Raw genomic sequence first — 20811 nt, forward strand, 5'->3', positions numbered from 1 at the left:
CCTTCCTGCTAACCAAAATATTCGATTTCTTTATTATCAAGTATTGAAACTTTCTCTGTCACAGCCGTTGAGCCGACAGAAACTGTAAAAAAGTCTTTCGAGATAAATCTATCAATATCATTAGCATCCCAGTCAGGAAAACGGACATTCTGGACATGAACACTGCAATCAACTCTGCTTGTGAACTCGCGAATGCAATTTTCATGATAAAAACTCAATGACGATCTGTTGATTGCAATCACATTGATGCCTTCCAGTGCGTGTTTCTCTGAGAGTTCTAATGCTCTGGAGAGAGCGGCCCCCATCCCACTCCCACCGGATATAACATTGATAGATCGACTCATTTCCTCATACCTTGGCACAGGAATATTCACGATTTGATATCGAACTTCATCACCGGGATTTAACGTTAAGAACCAGTTCGAAAAAACGCCGTCTTCTTTTAACTTCACATGGATACGTAAAAGATCAAATCCATCTTTATACATAGTGACCAGAGAATAACTTCGGGTGACTTTCAAATCATGGCTAAAAATATTCACGATAGATTTAGACGTGAAGAATTGTTTTTTGATTTTAATCTGAATTTCTATGATTGATTTATCTAAATATTCAATCTGACGAATAGCACCAATTGAATAATTACTGACATAAGGTTCAATCGTTATATCAGTCAAGGCTTTGCTGACACAGGGTAAAAACATGTTTGGGGTGTTTACCATCTTACCGTTTTCCATCACTTGTCCAGCAACCAGCTTACAGCGACAGACCCGGCATACACCATTTAAACACCCCTTTGTGATGTAATCACTTGGGATATTATTGATTAAATTATCTTCAATGTCAGAAAATATCTCGATGTCAGATATTTTAATTTTTATCTCAGGCATATTACATCACTATTGATTAACAACTATAGCGTATTTGCTCTTAGCTCTGTGAAATATTCACCGACCATAGGAATAAAGGCTTCAATATGTTGAATTGCCAGTTTTACATCATGATCGTTTTTAATCACAGTTGACAGCATCTCTGTCATCATACCGCTATGATCTTCTGCTTCATCAAAGGCAACGTGAGAAGCAGCACCACTGACTTCTTCCTGCCCCAAATAAGAGCCAGCTTTTTGAGTGATGAATGGATTATAATTATCGCCATAATACTCCAGGAACCAATCCCAGATAATCGCGGCTAACGGGCCAAAACGCTCGACACTATAGGTCAGATAACCCATTAATTTAATTGTTGATGGAAAAGCATTTTCATCTTTTACATCTGCCATTGTATAGCCATATTTGATCAGGTCCTGAGCAAACATCTCATCATGACCTAACTCATCATACAGATAATAAGACAATTTCTTTGCCGCTGGAATATTACCCTTACATGCAATCGCAATTGCTCTCGCATCCAGCTCATTATTCATATTAATGCGGATGACACATTCAAGAATATGACGTTTATAATATTCTTTGTTAAACCAGTCGCTTTTATGAAACTCACCCGTTACAGAGTCTTTTTCAAACTCTTTCTCCAGAAGTTCATTGACTTTATTTTCTAAGCTTTTAATAACATTTTCATTGATAAACATGATCATGCTCACTATTTGTAATAAAAGTTACCACTTTCAAAAACAAAATTTTGAAAGTCACTTATGTAACAAAAGAATCACAATGCAACAACATACATATGACCTGCACGCAAAGTATCTAACAGTTTATTGCCAAACAACGCACTAATTATAAAACCTCGAGACACTTCACAGTCCTGAAAAATTTAACTTTCCATGCTTTTTATTGATATTCAATTCAGTAACAAGGTAATCAATCACTTGAAATGTCTTTCAGGTAAAACCCGGGAAATATAATGCTTAAAAGGATTTTTAAACCATTGAAAATTCATTTGGATGTCATACTGAACAGCAGGTATAGCAACACAAACATCCGGCATCCGTTTATTTTTCGAAAAAGAAAAGCTCTCTTTTTAAATGAGTCACTGATAACCCATCACTTCCCGTAAAAGCAAAAAGACAATATTTACAGAAACCGATACGATGGAGCACATTCAACTGTGTAAAGGATATATAAAAACGCATGGACATCATCTTTCTCAACGGCCCCAGCAGCTCAGGCAAAAGTGCAATTGCCAAAGCGTTACAAGACGTGATAGCGGACGATTACCTTCATATCGGGATTGATACTTTCATCGCAATGATGCCTGCCAAAGCCAATACCCTGAATGAATCCGACACACCGGCTCATGGCTTTTACTGGCGGACCACCCTGCTCAATCAGCAGCCCGTCAATCGCATTTCCTCGGGTCCGTACGGCAAGGCTGTCAATGATGCCTATCGCACCACAGTCAGGCATCTGGTTGATACCGGGCTGAAAGTGATCGTGGATGATGTGCTGAATGGTTCGGAAGAAATGACTGTCTGGCAATCGGTGCTGGCTGGCAAAAACTGTCTGTATGTCGGCGTGACCTGTTCAGCAGAAACCCTGATTCAGCGCGAACAGCAACGGGGAGACAGACACATCGGCTCGGCCATTGAACAGGCATCCCGGGTGCATTGCGGCATTGTATATGATCTTCTCATTCATACAGACGACTGTTCCCCGTATGACAGTGCAAAACAAATTCATGATTTCATCGTCAGTCATGATTCAGCCCGATGAGATTGACTGATATATTTCAGCAAATAGCTCGCCTGCCTCTTGATAATATTCGCAACCATCTTCATATCAGAAAGATGTTCATTCTCTGAGCAGTCTCAGCTGCGTTTTTATGCCAACCCGTTATGCATTCACAGTATCGCTGAGAGACATTCGCTGACAACCGAACCCAAGGAGCGCTCTCACATGGATTACCTCTACGCGATGATACTGTTCGCCGTTTCATCCTCTGTCACCCCGGGCCCGAACAACATCATGGTGATGACTTCGGGTCTGAATTTCGGCGTCAGAAAGAGTCTGCCGTTGCTGAGCGGCATTTGTATGGGCTTTGCCATCATGCTGTTGCTGGTTGGCGTGGGGTTCGGACAGCTGTTCGAACTGTTCCCCAGCCTGCATTTCATCATTAAATGTCTGGGTGTATTGTACTTACTGTATCTCGCCTGGCTGATTGCCCGTTCCGGCGACATTGGATCATCAGATGCGCAGGCAAAACCGATGGGCTTCATGAAAGGCGCCCTCTTTCAATGGATTAACGCCAAAGCCTGGGTGGTCGCAACCGGGGCCATCGCCGCATTTACCACCGTGGGTGCCGACTTCCACAACCAGAACATGATGCTCGCAATCACGTTTCTGGTGGTGTCTTTTCCCTGTGTCGGCGTGTGGCTGATGTTCGGCTCCCTGCTGAAAAAAGCGCTGACCCAGGCAAAATACCGCCAGTGGTTTAATTACACCATGTCAGGGCTTCTTGTCGTTTCAGTTTTACCTGTCATTCGGGAAATCCTGAATCATTAAGAGGCCATGCGCTCATGACAGAACTCACGCAAATGGGTCATGCGCAGGTCTTTCTGAAAGAGACCCGCGGCTTGCCCTATATCGAAAAAAGCAACGCGACAGATGTCGAGATGCATTTTTACCGCAACATCGCGCCTCAACTGACCATGCTGGACGTACATACCCCACGGCTCTATCATTGCGACACGAAAAATCACGTGCTGCATCTTGAATACATCCCGATGCCAGTCACACTGGAAGCGTTGCATGAGGATCCACGCTGTTTTCAACAGTTAGCCGCGATTCACCACTTTTCACTGCATTCAGATCATCCCAGATACGCTCACCAATGGACAGAACAACACACCATTCAGGCCCTGAACCATCTGCAACTGTCGGGCAATGCAGAAGCACATCTGCACCAGCTCAGAGAACAGTCCGAAGGGCTGTTTTATCCGCATGCCTGCCTGTCGGGTGACAGTAACGCCGGCAACTGGGGAATTCGGGACAACGGTGACCTGGTGTTATTCGACTGGGAACGGTTCGGCGAAGGCAGCCCGGCCATTGATCTTGCACCCCTGGTCAAAGGCATGGGCGATCGGATGTCTTATCAAGCCATCGCAGATCGCTATCTGGCGCATTCGTCTCTGTTACCGAAACAGACCCTGCTCCGGCACCTCATTCTGGCGAAAGCCTGGATCGTGGTCGACGTGGTGAACATTCTGAAAAACAGAAACAAGCCCGATGCTGAGACCTATCTCAACTGGTTCCGACAGGTGTTTCCGGCATGGCTCAAAACGCACAGCAGTTACCGCTGACTTCACGACTGAACACCAGATATCAAAAAGCCTCCGGACGGAGGCTTTGAATTGCAACGATCAGCACCTGCAATCGAATCAGATGCACTATTCGCGGCGTTCCAACTGACGCCGCAATCGCTCGATTTCATCCAGCAGATCAAGCGCCACCGCAATGCCAGCCACATTCAACCCTAAATCTTGCTGCATGCGACCAGCGCGCAGTGCCCGGCGCAGGTTGACGGTTGCAAATCGCCAGTGAATGGGCCGATCTCCCTCAGGGTCGAGGACGCCTTCTTCAACGAGCGTGATGACCCATTCAGCAGGTTGGTCACAGGCCCGGCAAAACTCAGCCATACTCAGCGTTGGCTCATGCTCTGAAATCACAGTAATGCTCAGCTGATCTGAAGTAACTTTCTTCATGATTCAAAACCAAATTGGCTGCGGGGGTTAAAGGACATCAGATCCTGCATCTGACGGTACAGTGCTTTTTCCTGCTCAGTTTCGACCTTCGGCTGGACAATATTCAGGGTGATCAACATATCCCCGGGGGTGGTTCCGGGAAGGCCCCGTCCGCGAAGCCGGAGTGTTTTTTCAGAATCCGAATTGGCCGGCACCTTCACTTCAATGGGCCCCGTGGGAGACGGTATCTTTATTTTAGCGCCCAGGGCCGCCTCCCATGGCGTGACCGGAAGCGTCATGCACAGATTTTTCTGTTCGAGACGATAGAGCGCATGCGGACGAAAACTGACTTCGAGATAAAGATCGCCTGCTTCACCGCCTGAGTGACCAGGCATGCCCTTTCCGCGGAGACGAATATGCTGGCCTTCTCTGACGCCTTTGGGGATTTTTAAATTCACCGTCTGAGGTTGCGTGCCGTCCATTCGAGATGACGGCAGGGTGAGTGAACGCACCGCGCCATGAAAGCTGTCTTCAATATCAATCAGCACCTGAGCGTGTATATCTTCGCCCTTGGCCTTGAAATGAGCGTTTGCGCCGTGAGCCCTGTGAGCGCGCTGTGCCCGATCGGGCCGGTGACCAAAGTGACTGCCAAAAAGCGATTCAAAAAAATCAGAAAACGCACCTGCATCGCCTCGGGTGAAGCTGTCACCGGAAAACTGAAACTCACGCTCCCAGTCTGGCGGCACATCAAAGCTCTCCCCGGTATGCCAGTCTTTGCCCAGCTGATCATAAGCAGCCCGCTTCTGGGGATCTTTAAGCACTTCGTAAGCTTCTTTGGCCTGAATAAATTTCTGGTGAGCATCCGTTTCCTTCGACACATCCGGATGAAATTTCCGCGCACTTTTTTTATAAGCACGTTTGATATCCGCCTGCGTCGCATCGCGGGGAATCCCAAGAATGGCGTAATAATCACGATATTCCATAACACCACGATCCAGGCTGAGAATTGAAATGGGCTCTCCGGGGCTGTTCGCCATACGCTTTGCCGGCAAACATCTTTGAATTGCGGTTCTGGCGCGACAGGAGCCCATATCAGTATAGGCAAGTGAAAAAAAACATGGGTTTCAATGGAAAGACTGCACACTTGATTATGCTTAGAAGCAATCATGAGATGTTCATTCATTATTGTCCGGCATCGGAGGAGACGACATTTTGTCCATTACCGCGACACTACAACCGCTGATACTCCTGATCATCAGCTCTTTAATCCTGATGACAGGTCATGGATTGAGCGGCATTCTGCTGCCTGTTCGACTCGCAACCGACAACATCAGCCTGCCCGTCTCCGGCTTCATTTTATCCATGTACTCCTTCGGATTCCTGCTCGGGGCAACGGTTGCCAAACGCATCCTGAAACAGATTGGCCAGGTGCGCACCTTTGCCATGTGTGGCAGCCTGACAGCCACCGCGATTTTGCTGATGGGATTGCGTGATGACATGTTCATCTGGGCATTGATGCGTGGCCTGATGGGATTCTGTATTGCCTGTGCCTGCGTGACCCTGGACTCCTGGTTCGGCAGTGTTTCTACGGAAGAAAACCGCGGACGGATACTGGGTATCAATCAGGTCGTGATCTTATCTGCAATCACCCTGGGCCAGTTTGCCCTGCTCATCGCGCCCCCAACCGAGAGCACCCTGTTTGTCCTGTGCGGCATCCTGTTCAGCCTGTCGATTACACCGCTGGTGTTTGTATCTCATTACGAACCCAGCATTGAGCAGACCCCGCACCTCCCGCTACGACAACTGTTTGCCTTGTCCCCTCTGGGGATGGTCACCGGATTTTTATGCGGCATGCTCTACTCATCGATGGTCAACTTGCTGCCCTTGTATGCGAGCAGTGAACACATCACCGGACTCAGGCTCTCCCTGTTCATGGGCGCCGCGATGGTGGGTGGCATAGTGCTGCAATTTCCCATCGGCTATTTATCCGATCGGTTCGAGCGCAGAAAAGTGATTCTGGGCTGCTGCCTGCTCCTGTCACTGACGACCATTGCTTTGCCGGTGACCGTCACAACAGGGCAATTTGGCGCCATGCTTATCTGCAGTGCATTCACCATGGGGATCATCGCCTGCCTCTATCCGCTCAGTATCTCAGAGACCTTCGACCAGGCTCAGAAAGGACAACTGCTTTCCGTGCTGTCCGGGCTGCTCGGTATCTATGCCACAGGCGCAATGATCGCGCCCTATACCGCGACCGTGGCAATGCAGCATCAGGGAGAAGTGGCGGTATTCGGATTCATGCTGGCCATAGAGCTGCTCCTGATCGGCTTTACCCTGTACCGGATGAGAGTCGCGCCCCCTATTGCGGTGGAAGCGCAAGAAACCTTTGTGATGCACACCCCCAATATGATCTATGAAGAGCTGGATCCGCGAACAGCATACCGGGAAACATCCGCAGACTTCGAACACGCCATGAGCGAATTCGAAAAACTGGCTGCCGAACATCCGAACAATGCCATTGCCTTTGTCCGCGCGATATCGGCAGCCCATCCGGACTGGGCAGCCATGCTGGCAGAGAAAGCCACTCAGTTCCCTGATATTGATACGGTGCTGCTGTTTCGTGCGCTGACCATGCTCAATTCTGAGCTGGCCGTTGATATCGCCAGCCGTCTTGCTCAGGGAACACCGGAACAGGCCGAAGCTCTGGTGGACTGGTTACTTGAGAAAGAGCCCGAGAATGCTTTAACCCTGCTGGCGAATATTGCCTTCATCGCGCAAGAGCAACAGGCAAAAGTTGTCGACGCCCTTGCCCAGAGCAGCCCGGAAAAAATACAGGCATTCAGCCAGGAATATGTCGACTCAATGACTGAAAATCTCGCGAGCCTGCGCGCCCCGGACCGGGAAGAAGTCAATATCGAACACTGTGTCACGGGATTGCTGGATTCCGTCACAGCCGCCGCCCCCGAGCAGATGAAACAAGTCGCAGCCATCGTCGACGAAGGTGTGGGTGACTGGATGACGGATCAAAATGAATCCGAAACAAAAAAGGAATAAGCCCGGGTCGGGGCGGGCCGAGTCTTAATGGCAGTGGAACCTTCTGAAACAGAGACACACCCGATCCTGAATTCTGGGCTGGGCACAGACTAGTAAAAAGCCTCCGAACGGAGGCTTTATCAATCACCAACAATGACCAGCCGTTAACTGAAAAATCGGGCCAGCGTCGGTACCCGGGTCAGGATCAGACGGTCGGCCAGCAACACCGTCACCATCGCGATACCCGCCAGCGGGAAACACACTCCCAGCACAGCAATCACGACCGTCGCGCCCTTCCACAAAGCCATATTTTTCGGTGCCGGCGGTGCGGAAAGCACTACTTTTCCTTTCGGACGGCGCAGCCACCACATCACCACCCCACTGACACTGATCAGAATAAAGGACAGGCAAAGCACGGTATTCACCGCTTTGTTCCAGCCGCCAAAGTTACCCTCGTGCAGCGCAATCCCCCAGGCCATCGCTTTCGCCATGGGCGAATACTGACTGTATTTGATGTCCGCCAGCACTTTACCGGTGTACTGGTCGATGTGCAGGGTGCGATCCTGCGTTGCATCCGTGGTGTCATTCCCCATGGTGCTTTGCAGAATGCTGTAGGAACCCAGCTCTCCTTTGGGCAGATTCACCCGAAAGGCGGTGAAACCCTGCTGCTTAGCAAACGCCACCACGGAATCCAGATTCACCTTGCCCTGAATTCCTGTTTTTTGAATCTCCGTGCCCTGAATCTGTGCTGGAGCCCCATGATGCCCTGCATGCGAACCGGACATCGGTTGTGAAACCGGCATCGCGGTCTGTTCCAGATTCCACGGCACTTCTTTCAGATTGCCATGGTTCATCTCAGCATGTTTGACATCGGACAAAGGCACATCGCCAAAGACACCGGTCGGGAACGTGTTCCACGCCTGCACCATTTTACTGCCCCAGACACCGGACCAGGACAGACCGGACAGCAAAAACAGCAACAGAAACACCGCCGTGACCACGCCCAGATTGGCATGGAGGTCGCGCCAGAACGTGCGTTTTCCGCTCGCCAGACGAACCCGGAACATCCCGGCTTGACTGGCATGGTCCCGCGGCCACCACAGGTAGGCACCACTGACAATCAGGATCACAGCAAAACTGGCCGCCAGTTCAATCAGGCGATCACCAGCATCTCCCATCAGCAGCGTGCCATGGATCGACTCTGCCCACGCATACAGGTTGTTATCCCGGTCCAGACTGCCCAGCACCGCTGCGGTGTAAGGATTGACGGTCACGAAAAGTCCCTGTCCTTCAGCGGTGACTACCGCAAAACGACTGGCCTCTTCGGGTTGTTTCGGCGTCAGATATTGCTTGATGGTGGCATCGGGATACGCCTGCTGAACAGCGTTGAACTGCTGCGTGACAGAGACTGACTCACCCGCCGGTTCCACAAACAGGAGGTCTTTCAAACGAATTTGATCGAGAGATCCGGCATACATCATCATCAGGCCGGTCACCGCCAGCATGATTAAAAAAGGCACCACATACAGGCCCGCATAAAAGTGCCAGCGCCAGGCCGTCATATACCAGGCCCGCTGTTCCGTACACTGTTTTGGCAGCTGCTCCTGCTGCGATATTGAATGGTTCTGATGTTTCATGGTCTTCCTTCCGGTGCGCAAATCACGCGCACAAACAAAAAGCCGCTGTCCGCAGACAGAGGTATCAATATGATTTCTTACGATTCTGAGAAATGCAGGGACGGTTTACGCGCGGGCGAAAACCGGTAACGCCAGCGGCGGCGCACGGGAAGGAAGAAGAAAGTAGTCCCACTGGCGTGGCGAGAACTGATAGGCGCTGAGCGGGTGTTCGCGAAGTTGAGTGCCCAGCCCCAGCCATCGGTCATCAGTATGAGCCAGGCTGAACATTCCGATGGGACAGTGCCCCTGAAGATCATGCTTAAGCTGATCCTTGCCATCGGCCAGTTTGACCAGTTTGAAACCACCGAGTGTACAAAGGCTTGCCCAGGTGCCGGCCGGTTGGTTATGAGCATTCACCACCGGCATCGCAACGATCAATAGCCAGCTCAACAGGCTGGCGATGATCATCATTCTGTGCAGTGAATTCCCTGGGCGCATTCGTTTCAGTATCCTTGGTTGCACGAGCATACTAGTGCTTTGCGCATGGATTCACAAGATCATTAATAAGGGTATTGATTAAGATAGGGTTGGTATGTCGCGCTTGTGTTCAGTACACATCTCAACATTTTCTCATGCGCGCCAGATACTCTTTGCTGGCACAAAGCGTATCCAGAAATGCCTTTTGTTCTCTGGTGTGGGCCGGGCCGCTTGTAGACGCTCCCGGCGTCGACAACCTAAAAATTCATCCATGAATTTTTCCCTGGGATTGGGGATCATTTTTGCTTTGCAAGATATTGGCTACCGCAATCCCGTGTTGGTAATCAATCCAGATGATGGATGCAATCATTCAGATGGTATTGGTATGTCGCACTTGCATTCAGTGCACATCTCAACATTTTCTCATGCGCGCCAGATACGCTTTGCTGGCACAAAGAGTAACCAGAAATGCCTTTTGTTCTCTGGTGTGGGCCGGACCGGTTGCAGACGCTCCCGGCGCCGACAACCTAAAATTTCATCCCTGAATTTTTCCCTGGGAAGGTGGAAAAAATTAGCGTTGAATTCGTTATCTCAATCTACTTCTGTTAAGAATTCTAAATACTTTGATTGTTCTTGAGCGAGAAAAAATGAGTGAGCTGTGACAGCCAATGTGTAAATAAGCTCGTGACGAATTACCCGAATTTTATCCCAAAATCACAGTTCACAAACATGCTGTTGTTTCTTGATTTTCCTGTACTAACTTTACGCTGACTCGCTTAGATTCATCGCCAGTCAGTGCTTCTGAGATGTCAGCGATACCTCTAGGCTCTTTCACTCAATTGCAATTTAAGGAGCTCTTCAATGGCTTACGCACAATGGGTCAGCTATACCGTCATCGCAGATAATTGCACCCTGCAAGTGAAAAACGCACAACACAGCTGGGGCAAATTCTATTTATACGACAATAAAGATCATGAGCTTTCTCCAGAGGAAGTGGATGGTCAGATTGTCGAGATTGGTCAGGAAGGTTTTAACATCGTCAGCTCTTGCGGTCGTTCTGACGCGTCTTCAGGCACACAAGGTTCTTTCGACCTGTACGACGGTTCGACAAAGGTTGTCACTTTAGTGTGGGATTGTCCGTGGGGCAGTAAATCGAACAGCTGGTCTCAAACGTCTCAGAACCGCAACTATGTTGTCTCTGTGACTGGTGGCTCGATGAATTCAGGCGCCATTGGTGTACTGACTGTAGAAGTCATTAAAAAACACGTCGGCTAACAACGAAGGCAGTGCGGGATTTATATCATCCGCACTGCCTTTCTCTTATTCCCCCACATGACGGCACCTATTCGCAATCACGTCTTGTCCTTCCATTCAATCAACCTTCCTCACACAACTGCCACATATTCAAGATGATGAGGTTCATTTCGGACAAGGTGATCATACGAGGATTTCTCGGAACACAGGCCGATACGTATTTAGTGGATGAAGTGCATCTGTTTGTCGCGCTTCGAGTTCAGTGCCTATCTCAACTGTCTTTTCAGCGCGCCAAGTACTCTGTGCTGGCACAAAGAGTACCCAGAAATGCCTTTGGGTTCTTTGGTGTTGTCCGGGTCGGTTGTAGGCGCTCCCGGCGCCGACAACCTAAAAATTCATCCGTGAATTTTTCCCTGATTTGTGTGAAAATTTGGACTCGTGATCGCTGTCGGAAAATGAACGATTAAGATGACTGTCCCAGTATTAACTTAGAAATATTTTTCTCGATAGATAAACTCAATACTTTGCCGAAGATATTGCAATTTAATCGCAGCAGCCATATGAAACTCTGCTGCCGCTCCAGAATTACCCATATACTTTCTGTGCTCGAATTCATCTTTTTTAAATGGTTCCAGGAGTTCTTTCATTTCCTTCAACAGCGTATCACTGGTATGTATTTTAAGCATCTCTCTGAGTGATTGAATGATTACATCGGGTAATCCATCAAAACTTAACACACGTACACTCATGATTTGAATAATTTCATTTTTCAATAACAACTTGATCCTCCTGAAAGTTGTACGAGCTTTCAACGTTCAAACTTCTTTTTATTCTGACACTATGAAAGCAGTTCAATATAACTTTCAATCTTAACCAGATATATGCATTAATCTACAATATTTTATTATTCTCAATTGAATCATGAAGCGTTATCACAACTATCCATTATTATCTCACTTCTCATTTTAAACGAATCAAATTGTTTAACTACCTTTCGAATTTCAGTTTATTTGAATGCGTTTATTTCAGAATAATTCGCCTTCATACCCGGCAATCCTGCGAAAATTGTAAACCATATAGAGTGAAATTTTTAAAGAATAGTTAATCTATCGCGCTTACGTTCAGTGCCTCTCTCAGCATTTTCTCATGCGTGCCAGATACCTTTTGATTTTTTTGTATGGGCCGAGCCGGTTGTCGGGGCCCGGTACCGACAACCTAAAAATTTGTCCGTAAATTTTTTAGGTTGTGTGATAAAGGTTAGGTTCGAAATTATTATCAAAAAATAAATTTTTAAGTGGCTGTCCCAGTATTTTCCTGAATAACTGTGCCTAATAGTGCTACATTTGACGATCAAAGCCACTTTCTGTGTTTCATATGTAGTTTTTACTCAGATCCTGCCATGCAAGACTTATGGCTAAGACTGAACTATCCCTTGTTGGATAAGGGGTACCGCGAAGTGACCTACATTTAGGAACAGTTATTTAGATTCACGCTAATTAAACACTATTTTAAGTGGCTTTAATATAGATAGTAAAAACCCTAATTGATATATTATCTTCAACTCAACTTTACTAATCACTTAACGACAACATAAGCCGCGACCAACCAAAGTACTTTGTGGAACTATACTGATGCTATCTCCTAACCCAACACACTGTGGAAGATCGTCGGCTTGAGGGTTTTATTAGCTTTTACTTAATATTTAAGAATGTCCTATAAGCTGGATGTATAGACCATATAATATTATCCTTTCTATTTTCAACAGAACGATATAAATCGGGATCATCAGTATAATGCGTGAACTTTTTTCCATCCTCATGTATCCTAGAAATCAATCCCAACTTATACAAGAAGTCACCAAGATCCTCATAATCAACATATTTTTTTCCATCTACTAGGGGAATTTCATCGTAACTCCTGCCCCGAATGAAATTATCATCTAATGTAGAGTGCAACTCCGTATAATTAAACTCCTTTTGCGTGGCCCTTAGCGAATCTATAAGATTACTCAACTCACTGAATTGATGATTATGTTCCTTTATCAAGTCATCTCTTCTATTTGCACCAAATTCAGACAAAATAAATTTTATATGATCAAGATTTATTTTCTTCAACCGAGTATTGTCTCCCATTTTCCCCGCAGCCATCCGACACAGCTGTCCCATCCATCTTGGACGTCTATTAGAGAAGGCGCTAATTGCATCAAATAACTTAGCATTTCGGTCTCCTCTCCACTCAATCGGGGAATTGAAAGCCAAGTCGAGTATTTTATTGTAATCAGATTTCAACGTATACTTAGCTTCTCGTGAACTTGGAAACTTCTTCTGAATGTACACTAATATTTTTTGAGCTAGCATATCTCTCATATGCCTTTTCGTCCAAAAGATCTCAATGATGTATTGCTGTAGCTTATCTAAATCTTCCAAATGGCGAAGACAAGACCAAACATCACTGCGAACTGTCGCACGAAAATTAAGGTTGTTCATATCAAACGACAACGCTCGAATAGCGCTAAAAAAGGAACCAACCCTTGCCTGATTTTCAGATACATTCTGGAATTTTGCATCAATATCATCGATCAAAATCCATACGTTAGAACCTTCATTTTTCTCTTGGAAATTTTGTAACAAATTACCTAAGTTTTCAGGCAAAGTACTCTTTACTTCTGTAGATATAAGCGGAATTTTTCCTTTTACCCGAGAAATTAGTCCACCAACAATATTCTTGCTTTTTAGACCATCAAGTTCTGACAACTCAACCATAGACATCTCGTCACTAGTCAGAGCAAAACCAATTCGATCACCGATTTCCACTATGATTTTCTTACAAATAATTTGTTTCCAGTAATTTTCCAAATAGGCGTGATCAGTTCCAGAAAATTCACCTAGACCTAATAGTTCATTTCCTTTCACCCTAATAACTACTGGAGATTCATAACTTATATCGTTCCGCAGTTTATACTCAAGCCTTGATAGCAAGGCTGATTTTCCCATTCCCTTTCTAGCACTCACGATAGATAACTTTTCTTCAGAGTCGAAGAAATCATCAAAATCCCTGTGATCAATATAGTATGAATTTAAAACCTCTAAGTCCTCATCTTCACCTGCTTCATTACCAAAAATTCTTTTCTCTTTAAGATTTAGCGAAATCATAAAATATCCCTATCAAGATCACCTCAGGAGCTTATAACGAATCGAACGGTATATATTAGGCTGAAGTCTTATTAACATACTTCAGCCATAAAATTTGTCCTGCTGCTTTACTCATAACATCATTACTTAATGAGTTGTACTAGTGATTGATTTTGTAACATTGACTATAGGAACAATCGAAAACTAGTGTTTTAAGGAAACCGCATGAACATCCCCGTCATGCAAGGGATCCTAGAGAAATATTGGGACAGTCACTTTAAGAATTATAATATGCAGCAATACTTGCTCCTGCTCCAAGTAAAACCACATGTGGAGCATGATTAACGTTTCCATCCATAGGAGGTAATGTATTCATGTTTGTTACCTTATAATTCTAACGCTCGCATTTGCGGCTGGTTTGGAGCGCAGCGGAAAACCTGTCCGGCAACATGCGCTTGTTAGGCATTTCCTACCCCAATACTTTGAAGTAACGCCGAATACTGATCTGGATCTTTTTCTTCAATTTTCCGCAATATAAAACTTGCCGTTGTCTTCATCTCGGGCACATCAATAGGCAAAACACTTCTCTCAAATACACCAGCTAAATGGGAGAACTCATTATTGATGCGATCCGTTAGTGACGCAGCCAATGCATCATCTCCGAAAAAACGCGCTAGCTTGTCATCTTTTTCTAATGCATTGGGGTACTTGTAGTACAGGAATGCCTCAAGAAACTTCCGGGCATTGTTCCCGAAATTGTAGTAGCAATCGTGATTTTCATCACATTCGATCTGAGCGTGGGCGCATTTATAAATTTGATGAAACAGGAAATTAAACTCTGTGACGTAGTCCCTTAGGTACCGAGGCATCAATGTAATGCCACTTGTTTGATCCGTTCGGGTAATGATGAAGTATTGAGACTTGTTTTTGTTCAAAGCGCCGGGAAGCCGCTTCAGATACTTCAAGAAGTCCAAGTTGTGAGTCGAAATGAATAGCTGCTTAAAACGGTCACGTTCCTTTTGTTCACCGCCATCTTCATATTTCTCCGGCGTTACAATCTCGGCATTAATAAGGCTGTAGACAAAAAAGATATGGTTTGCATCCAAGCTGGAAATGGGATCATCGATCCAGATGATCGGCTGGTTACCTTTAGTCTCTATGTCTTCAAGCTTGGCCATGAAGTAACAGAAAGCGATCAGGCTGCATTCACCCTCGCTGAGATGGAATGCTTTTTTGTCGTTTCGAGTTACCTCAAACCTGTATCCAGATGATGCTTCCCCCGGGGTTTCTTCAATGGCTTTGAGTGAGAGAGATTGATGTCCAAAAAAATTGTTCAGATAGTCGTTTACCCGGTCAGCTCCTTTGCTTTCATCTTTTAACTGGGCCTTCAGTCCAGCGATCTTTTCTCGTTTTAAATCAACTTTTTCTTTTGTTTCGTTTTTAGTTTTCTCTGCTTTACCCATAGACTCATTCAGTGCCTCAATGGCCGTACACTCGTCTCCATACTTAATGTCGTTTATGAATGTATAGACTTCATGGAGGCGGAGAGCCGCACGAGCCTCCGATTGCTCGGCGCTTAGTGAAGCAGTGAACTGGTTTGATTCGTTTCTGAGTTGCTCATACGAATCCCTGACTGCATTCAAAGCATCTTCAACAGACTCTGGTGCATCAAATTCCAGAGGCGTAAAAATGTCATTTTTCCGTTTTTCGACCTGCTTTTTTATGGAGTCCAGGCTTGTACAGTAAGAAGTTGATCGGGTTGATAACTGTTCTGCCAGTGAATCCAAGTCAACTGTATAGTTAGAGTAGAAATCCGAGTTTTTGATTCTCAGTAGATTAGGAACTCGGGATCGCTCACGTTCAATCGATCCAAGCAGGGTTTCCAATAATTGACGAAGCTCTTCAGACTCCTGATTAAAATGCTTGTCCAGCTTCTCCCACAAATCTTGAGGAAGGTCGCTGCCACAAAATGCGCACTTATCTCTTTTCGCTTGATGATGGCCCCGACCAGTTCTCACCCACGTTGCCAGAGCAGCATCGTTTAGCAATTCCTGAATTGGATCAGATGCCTGAATCTTTTTCTCGATTAACTCTTTAGCCTTTGAAGCGATTGTGGCGTATTGAAGATTGAAAGTTGTTGATTCAGTAATTTCCGATTTGGGTTCTTCTCTTAGGAGGTCATGAAACTTTCCAACCTGCTCATCAGAAAGCGAAGAATAGGTGTCTTTGTTAACAGTCGCGATGTCTGTCTTTATTTTGGTAACATTGTAGTTGGCATCACCAAACGTTTTATTGTGTTTGATTCCAGTGCCTGCCTTATTGGCTTTATCGCGTAACTTTCCCTCCAATTCTGACGACTTGTCGCCATAGTCTTTTCGGGCTTTTTGGAAATGCTTCTCAGCACCAAGGAGCTCCCCCAACAGTCCAGATTTATCCTCTTCACTGCCAAATTCGGCTTCATGCTTCTCGATTTCTTCCTCAAGCTTTGTGTTGTCTTCACCCAAGATAGCGAATGAATTAATCGTCTGCTCGTCATCAACAATGAACCGAAGGTTGTCCCGGACAAAGTCCTCATTGAAAACCCGAACGACTTGACCATGATTAGTTAATGAGCTTTGCGTGGCAGTGCTACCACCATCAAAAGACAATTGAAACTCTGGCGAACTATATTTGTCTGATATTGTGCCGGTTTCGAGAGCCCTGAAGATCCGCGAGAGTGTTGTTTTGCCAGAGTAATTTCGGCCATATAGAATGTTTAGGCTTTTAAATTCTGCGATGTTATTACCAGCATCTCGCATAGATGATGACCACTGAAAATCATCATAGACCGCCATACCTTTAATTGAGTCTATTTTTTTGATGTGTCCGCTCATGTATGTCCTTTTTAATGATGCCTAACGCCCGCATTTGCGGTTGGTTTGTAGCGCAGCGGAAAACCAGTCCGACAACATGCGGTTGTTAAATTTTGATTGCACACAACTAGAAGAACTTGACATTCTCCTGATCCAGCCTGTCGTCTAAATAACTGTTCCTAAATGTAGATCACTGGAAAGCAGAAAATGAAGGGAACGCGGTAGAGTTTGTGCGATCTGATCAGTCGCCAAACATACAAACCCACAAAACAATAACGAGTCCTATGATTTTAACATTACCTGACCGGAGAAATATTGGGACAATCACTTTAAGAATTCCAAAAGGCACTGGATTCCCGTCTGCGCAGAAATGAAATAAGTAATTGATTTAAATGAAAATACAACCACAAAAGACAAGATTCGGAAAAGGTCATTAGCTTAGGGAAAAATTCAGAACGAATTTTTAGGTTGTCGGCGTCGGGAGCGCCTACAACCGACCCGGACAACACCAAAGAACCAAAAGGCATTTCTGGATACTCTTTGTGCCAGCAAAGAGTATCTGGCGCGCATCCCAAAATGCTGAGATTGGCACGAAACGTAAGCGCGACATACCAACCCATCTCAATCAATTCACCTGAAATCGGGACTCAAGAGATCCCCAACCCACGCTACCGCCGGAACGCACATCATTGCATACCCTGAAAACCTTCCCGTCTCAAGACTAGAACACGGTTTCAGGGAGACTGTATTCAATCTGTCACAGTGTGACTTCAAGCTACAAATGGTTGCGACTGCATTGTTTTGATTAGCCTTTCACGCAGACGATCTGCTTGAGGGTGTGCACCACTTCGACCAGATCTTTCTGGGCGGCCATGACGCAATCAATGTCTTTATAGGCCATGGGAATTTCGTCGATCACGCCTGCATCTTTGCGGCATTCCACGCCTTGGGTCGCCGCGACCTGATCGGCGATGTTGTACACCTTCTTGGCTTGTGTCCGGGACATCACGCGGCCTGCGCCGTGGCTGCAGCTGTTGAAGCTGTCGGCATTGCCCAGCCCGCGGACAATGAAGGATTTGGCGCCCATACTGCCCGGAATGATCCCCATCTCCCCTTTCTGAGCGCGCACGGCGCCTTTTCGGGTGACATAGCAATCTTTCCCGAAGTGATGTTCCCGCGAGACGTAGTTGTGATGACAGTTCACCGCCAGTTCAGCCGCAGAGAAATGCACACCCAGTGCCTGTTTCAGCGCGCTGATGGCGTTCATCATCATGATTTCCCGGTTCTTGCGGGCGTAATCCTGCGCCCATTCGACGGCTTCGACATAATCGTCAAAGTACCGGCTGCCTTCTTTTAAGTAGGCTAAATCCTGATCCGGCAAGTGGATCTGGTGCCGGGTCATTTCTTGCTTCGCCAGTTCGATAAAGTAAGTCCCGATACGGTTACCGACGCCCCGGCTGCCGGAGTGCAGCATGATCCAGACGCTGTCGTACTCATCTAAACACAGCTCCAGAAAGTGGTTCCCTGTTCCCATGGTGCCCAGATGATGAACGTTGTTGGTTTTGCGGATCGCCGGGTGTTTTTCACAGATGCGTTCAAACCGGCTTTGCAGGGTCAGCCACTCACTGGCGACCCGATCAGGAATTTTGTCCCACGCACCGATATCTTTTCGTCCGCGTCCGATGGTGCGGCCATGCGGTACCGCGGCTTCAAAAGCACTGCGCACGCCTTTTAAGTTATCGGGCAAATCGCTGGCCTTCAGGCTGGTTTTGGCTGCCACCATGCCGCAACCGATATCGACACCCACTGCCGCCGGGATCACCGCGTTCACGGAAGGAATCACACTGCCAATGGTGGCGCCTTTGCCCAGGTGAACATCCGGCATCACCGCAATATGGTGATGCACGATATCCATGGCCGCAATGTGCTTCAGCTGTTCCTGCGCCTTGGGGTCAAAAGGCACGCCCCGGGTCCAGGATTGAATCGGCACATGCCCTTTGCTGGTCAGGGTGTCGTACTGCTTTTCGTGTTTCCCATTGTGTTTCATGGTTTCGTTCCTTCTGCTCTGTACGAGCAATAAACAGGGGCGGAATCAATTCGAGCAGCTTGCGCAAAGCGATATCTCACCCGATCCCTCTTTAGAAATTATCGTACTGATCTCATCTGACGGTCTGGGCTTTCAAGGACAGAAAAACAAAAAAGGCAGCGTTTCCGCTGCCTGAAAATAAGAAAAAGTTTAGATTCGATTTAACTTAAGCCGCCACCAGCTTGCTGCGGCGCGCTTTCAGTTTAAGCTGCGCAACCGCAACACCACATAGCACCATGGCGCCGCCGATCAGATGCACCGCTTCCAGCTGTTCGTTCAGTGTGATGCTTGCGATGGTTGCGGTAATCACCGGCATCAGGTTCATGAACATCGCCGTTTTGTCTGCACCCAGCATTTTAATGGCTTTCATCCAGCACCAGGGCGCAACCACGGAAGCCGGAATTGCAGCAAACATAATCAGTGGCAGCGACTCGCTGGTGACTGAAATCCGCTGGCTGATAAACAGCATCGGCATCAGGAACAACACGGCAAACACGCCCTGAACATACACCGACTGCCAGTTACTCAGCGGCATGTCCCAGTGCTTGAGCAGCACGCAGTACAGCGCATACACAAAGGCCGCCAGCAACAGCAAGCCATCCCCCTGATTGATCCCCTGCGCCATCAGGCGGGCCGGATCCCCGTGGCTGAGCATCAGCACTAAACCGCCCAGCGAGAACACCGCACCGATCACCGCCATAGGCGATAACTTTTGCTTCAGAATCGGCACGCTCAGGAACATGCTCATCAACGGCACCAATGAGGTGATCAGCGCCATATTGGTGGCGGTTGTTGTCGAAGCAGCAAAATAGCCCAGCGACTGGTTGAGCACCATGCCCAGCAAGGCCAGAAATGCCAGTTTGGACAAATAAGGTCTGATGCTGGCCCAGTGACGAATCACAGATTTCAGGACAAAAGGGGTCAGCGCCAGCATGGCAAAAAACCAGCGATAAAATGCGATCGCTCCCGGATCGATTACGCTGTGAGAAAGTTTGTTTACAATGGCATTCCCTGCCCAAATTGAAACGGTCAATAAGGGTAATAAGTAGATCATGCGCTGCCTTAGATTAAGCTCGTAGAAAAATACGCTGAACGTATGTATTCATTGTCTCAGGACAGCTTAGAAATACATATCTCTAATCGGACATCCGACCCTTACTGTCGGACATATCAGCCAACCAAGGGTGATAACTCAAAGCACAAAAAGTTTGTCTGGGTTTCTTCATTAAAATAGTGCTTCAGCAAACGTCCCCCGTTCCGTTCGATCACCTGACGGGAAAAGGTGTTTTCCGCATCACAGGTAATACGCACAGGTGCTTTGATCACATGCCTGCAAACCCATTGCAGCATCTGACTGGCCACTCCCTGACGCCTGGCGTTCGGCTGGGTTTCATACCCGATATGGCCCAGAATATTCTCGACACGTTCATTCGTACCGGTCCTGACCCGGATCGTTCCCAGAATTTCGCCATCCCGGATGCAGAAATAGGTGGTTACAGGTACCCAGCCTTCAGGCAAATTTCGTCCTTCTGCATAATCGACCCAGTTTCTGAGATACGCTTCCGGTGCATCCGCAGCGGACTGATAGTGTTTGATGCCACTTTCGGCACACGCTTTCACATAAGGAACATACATCTGCTCATGCCGCATGGCTGCCTGGACGATTTCCATCCTTTCTCCTTTTCAATCAATCCGCTTTATTCTGAATAAAATCAGTCAA

General features: G+C 46.9%; 17 protein-coding genes. 5 read left to right on the forward strand and 12 right to left on the reverse strand.

The window, feature by feature from the left end:
- Nucleotides 1-8: 8 nt before the first annotated feature.
- Both ACYP03_RS19005 and ACYP03_RS19010 read right to left on the reverse strand, forming a co-directional pair.
- Nucleotides 9-890 carry a 2Fe-2S iron-sulfur cluster-binding protein gene (locus tag ACYP03_RS19005; RefSeq protein ID WP_459781648.1) on the reverse strand — a complete coding sequence of 294 codons (882 nt, stop codon included), beginning with the start codon at nucleotides 888-890 and terminating at the stop codon, nucleotides 9-11.
- Between the two features lie 23 nt (nucleotides 891-913).
- Nucleotides 914-1591 (reverse strand): hypothetical protein, encoded by a 678-nt coding sequence (locus ACYP03_RS19010; protein WP_248142908.1) that lies wholly within the window; start codon nucleotides 1589-1591, stop codon nucleotides 914-916.
- 502 nt (nucleotides 1592-2093) lie between these two features.
- Between ACYP03_RS19010 and ACYP03_RS19015 the strand changes: the two genes are divergently transcribed.
- The 3 genes from ACYP03_RS19015 (at nucleotide 2094) to ACYP03_RS19025 (ending at nucleotide 4261) form a co-directional block, all read left to right on the forward strand.
- Nucleotides 2094-2675: a chloramphenicol phosphotransferase CPT family protein gene (locus ACYP03_RS19015; protein WP_459781650.1), complete on the forward strand. Its 582-nt coding sequence runs from the start codon at nucleotides 2094-2096 to the stop codon at nucleotides 2673-2675.
- Between the two features lie 183 nt (nucleotides 2676-2858).
- A complete protein-coding gene (locus ACYP03_RS19020; protein WP_248142910.1) occupies nucleotides 2859-3464 on the forward strand; it encodes a LysE family translocator in 606 nt (201 codons plus the stop codon).
- Nucleotides 3465-3478: 14 nt separating this feature from the next.
- Nucleotides 3479-4261: a phosphotransferase gene (locus ACYP03_RS19025; protein WP_459781653.1), complete on the forward strand. Its 783-nt coding sequence runs from the start codon at nucleotides 3479-3481 to the stop codon at nucleotides 4259-4261.
- An 87-nt stretch (nucleotides 4262-4348) separates the two neighbouring features.
- Here the strand turns inward: ACYP03_RS19025 and ACYP03_RS19030 are convergent, their stop codons facing one another.
- Complete coding sequence (locus ACYP03_RS19030) at nucleotides 4349-4663, reverse strand: chaperone modulator CbpM (RefSeq protein ID WP_459781654.1); 315 nt, start codon at nucleotides 4661-4663, stop codon at nucleotides 4349-4351.
- Nucleotides 4660-5679, reverse strand: a complete 1020-nt coding sequence (locus tag ACYP03_RS19035) for a DnaJ C-terminal domain-containing protein (RefSeq protein WP_459781655.1) — start codon at nucleotides 5677-5679, stop codon at nucleotides 4660-4662. The genes ACYP03_RS19030 and ACYP03_RS19035 overlap by 4 nt, the downstream gene beginning before the upstream one ends.
- A 175-nt stretch (nucleotides 5680-5854) precedes the next feature.
- Here ACYP03_RS19035 and ACYP03_RS19040 point away from each other — a divergent pair, with 175 nt between their 5' ends.
- A complete protein-coding gene (locus tag ACYP03_RS19040) occupies nucleotides 5855-7696 on the forward strand; it encodes an MFS transporter (protein ID WP_459781657.1) in 1842 nt (613 codons plus the stop codon).
- A gap of 143 nt (nucleotides 7697-7839) precedes the next feature.
- Here the strand turns inward: ACYP03_RS19040 and ACYP03_RS19045 are convergent, their stop codons facing one another.
- Complete coding sequence (locus tag ACYP03_RS19045) at nucleotides 7840-9312, reverse strand: PepSY-associated TM helix domain-containing protein (protein WP_459781659.1); 1473 nt, start codon at nucleotides 9310-9312, stop codon at nucleotides 7840-7842.
- A 105-nt stretch (nucleotides 9313-9417) separates the two neighbouring features.
- Nucleotides 9418-9789, reverse strand: a complete 372-nt coding sequence (locus tag ACYP03_RS19050; RefSeq protein ID WP_459781661.1) for a hypothetical protein — start codon at nucleotides 9787-9789, stop codon at nucleotides 9418-9420.
- 840 nt (nucleotides 9790-10629) lie between these two features.
- On the opposite strand from ACYP03_RS19050, the gene ACYP03_RS19055 reads away from it, so the two are divergent.
- Nucleotides 10630-11043: an aegerolysin family protein gene (locus ACYP03_RS19055; RefSeq protein ID WP_248142917.1), complete on the forward strand. Its 414-nt coding sequence runs from the start codon at nucleotides 10630-10632 to the stop codon at nucleotides 11041-11043.
- 467 nt (nucleotides 11044-11510) lie between these two features.
- Here the strand turns inward: ACYP03_RS19055 and ACYP03_RS19060 are convergent, their stop codons facing one another.
- From ACYP03_RS19060 to ACYP03_RS19085, 6 genes are all read right to left on the reverse strand, one after another.
- Nucleotides 11511-11801 (reverse strand): hypothetical protein, encoded by a 291-nt coding sequence (locus ACYP03_RS19060; protein ID WP_459781663.1) that lies wholly within the window; start codon nucleotides 11799-11801, stop codon nucleotides 11511-11513.
- Between the two features lie 912 nt (nucleotides 11802-12713).
- Nucleotides 12714-14174, reverse strand: a complete 1461-nt coding sequence (locus ACYP03_RS19065; protein WP_459781665.1) for a P-loop ATPase, Sll1717 family — start codon at nucleotides 14172-14174, stop codon at nucleotides 12714-12716.
- Between the two features lie 437 nt (nucleotides 14175-14611).
- Nucleotides 14612-17026 (reverse strand): AAA family ATPase, encoded by a 2415-nt coding sequence (locus tag ACYP03_RS19070; RefSeq protein WP_459781666.1) that lies wholly within the window; start codon nucleotides 17024-17026, stop codon nucleotides 14612-14614.
- A 784-nt stretch (nucleotides 17027-17810) separates the two neighbouring features.
- Nucleotides 17811-19052: an RtcB family protein gene (locus tag ACYP03_RS19075; RefSeq protein ID WP_330960934.1), complete on the reverse strand. Its 1242-nt coding sequence runs from the start codon at nucleotides 19050-19052 to the stop codon at nucleotides 17811-17813.
- Nucleotides 19053-19257: 205 nt separating this feature from the next.
- Nucleotides 19258-20145, reverse strand: coding sequence for a DMT family transporter (locus ACYP03_RS19080; RefSeq protein WP_330960933.1), 888 nt, complete (start codon nucleotides 20143-20145; stop codon nucleotides 19258-19260).
- A gap of 116 nt (nucleotides 20146-20261) precedes the next feature.
- Nucleotides 20262-20762: a GNAT family N-acetyltransferase gene (locus ACYP03_RS19085; RefSeq protein ID WP_248142925.1), complete on the reverse strand. Its 501-nt coding sequence runs from the start codon at nucleotides 20760-20762 to the stop codon at nucleotides 20262-20264.
- Nucleotides 20763-20811: the final 49 nt, after the last annotated feature.

Source organism: Photobacterium sp. R1 (genome assembly GCF_054600795.1).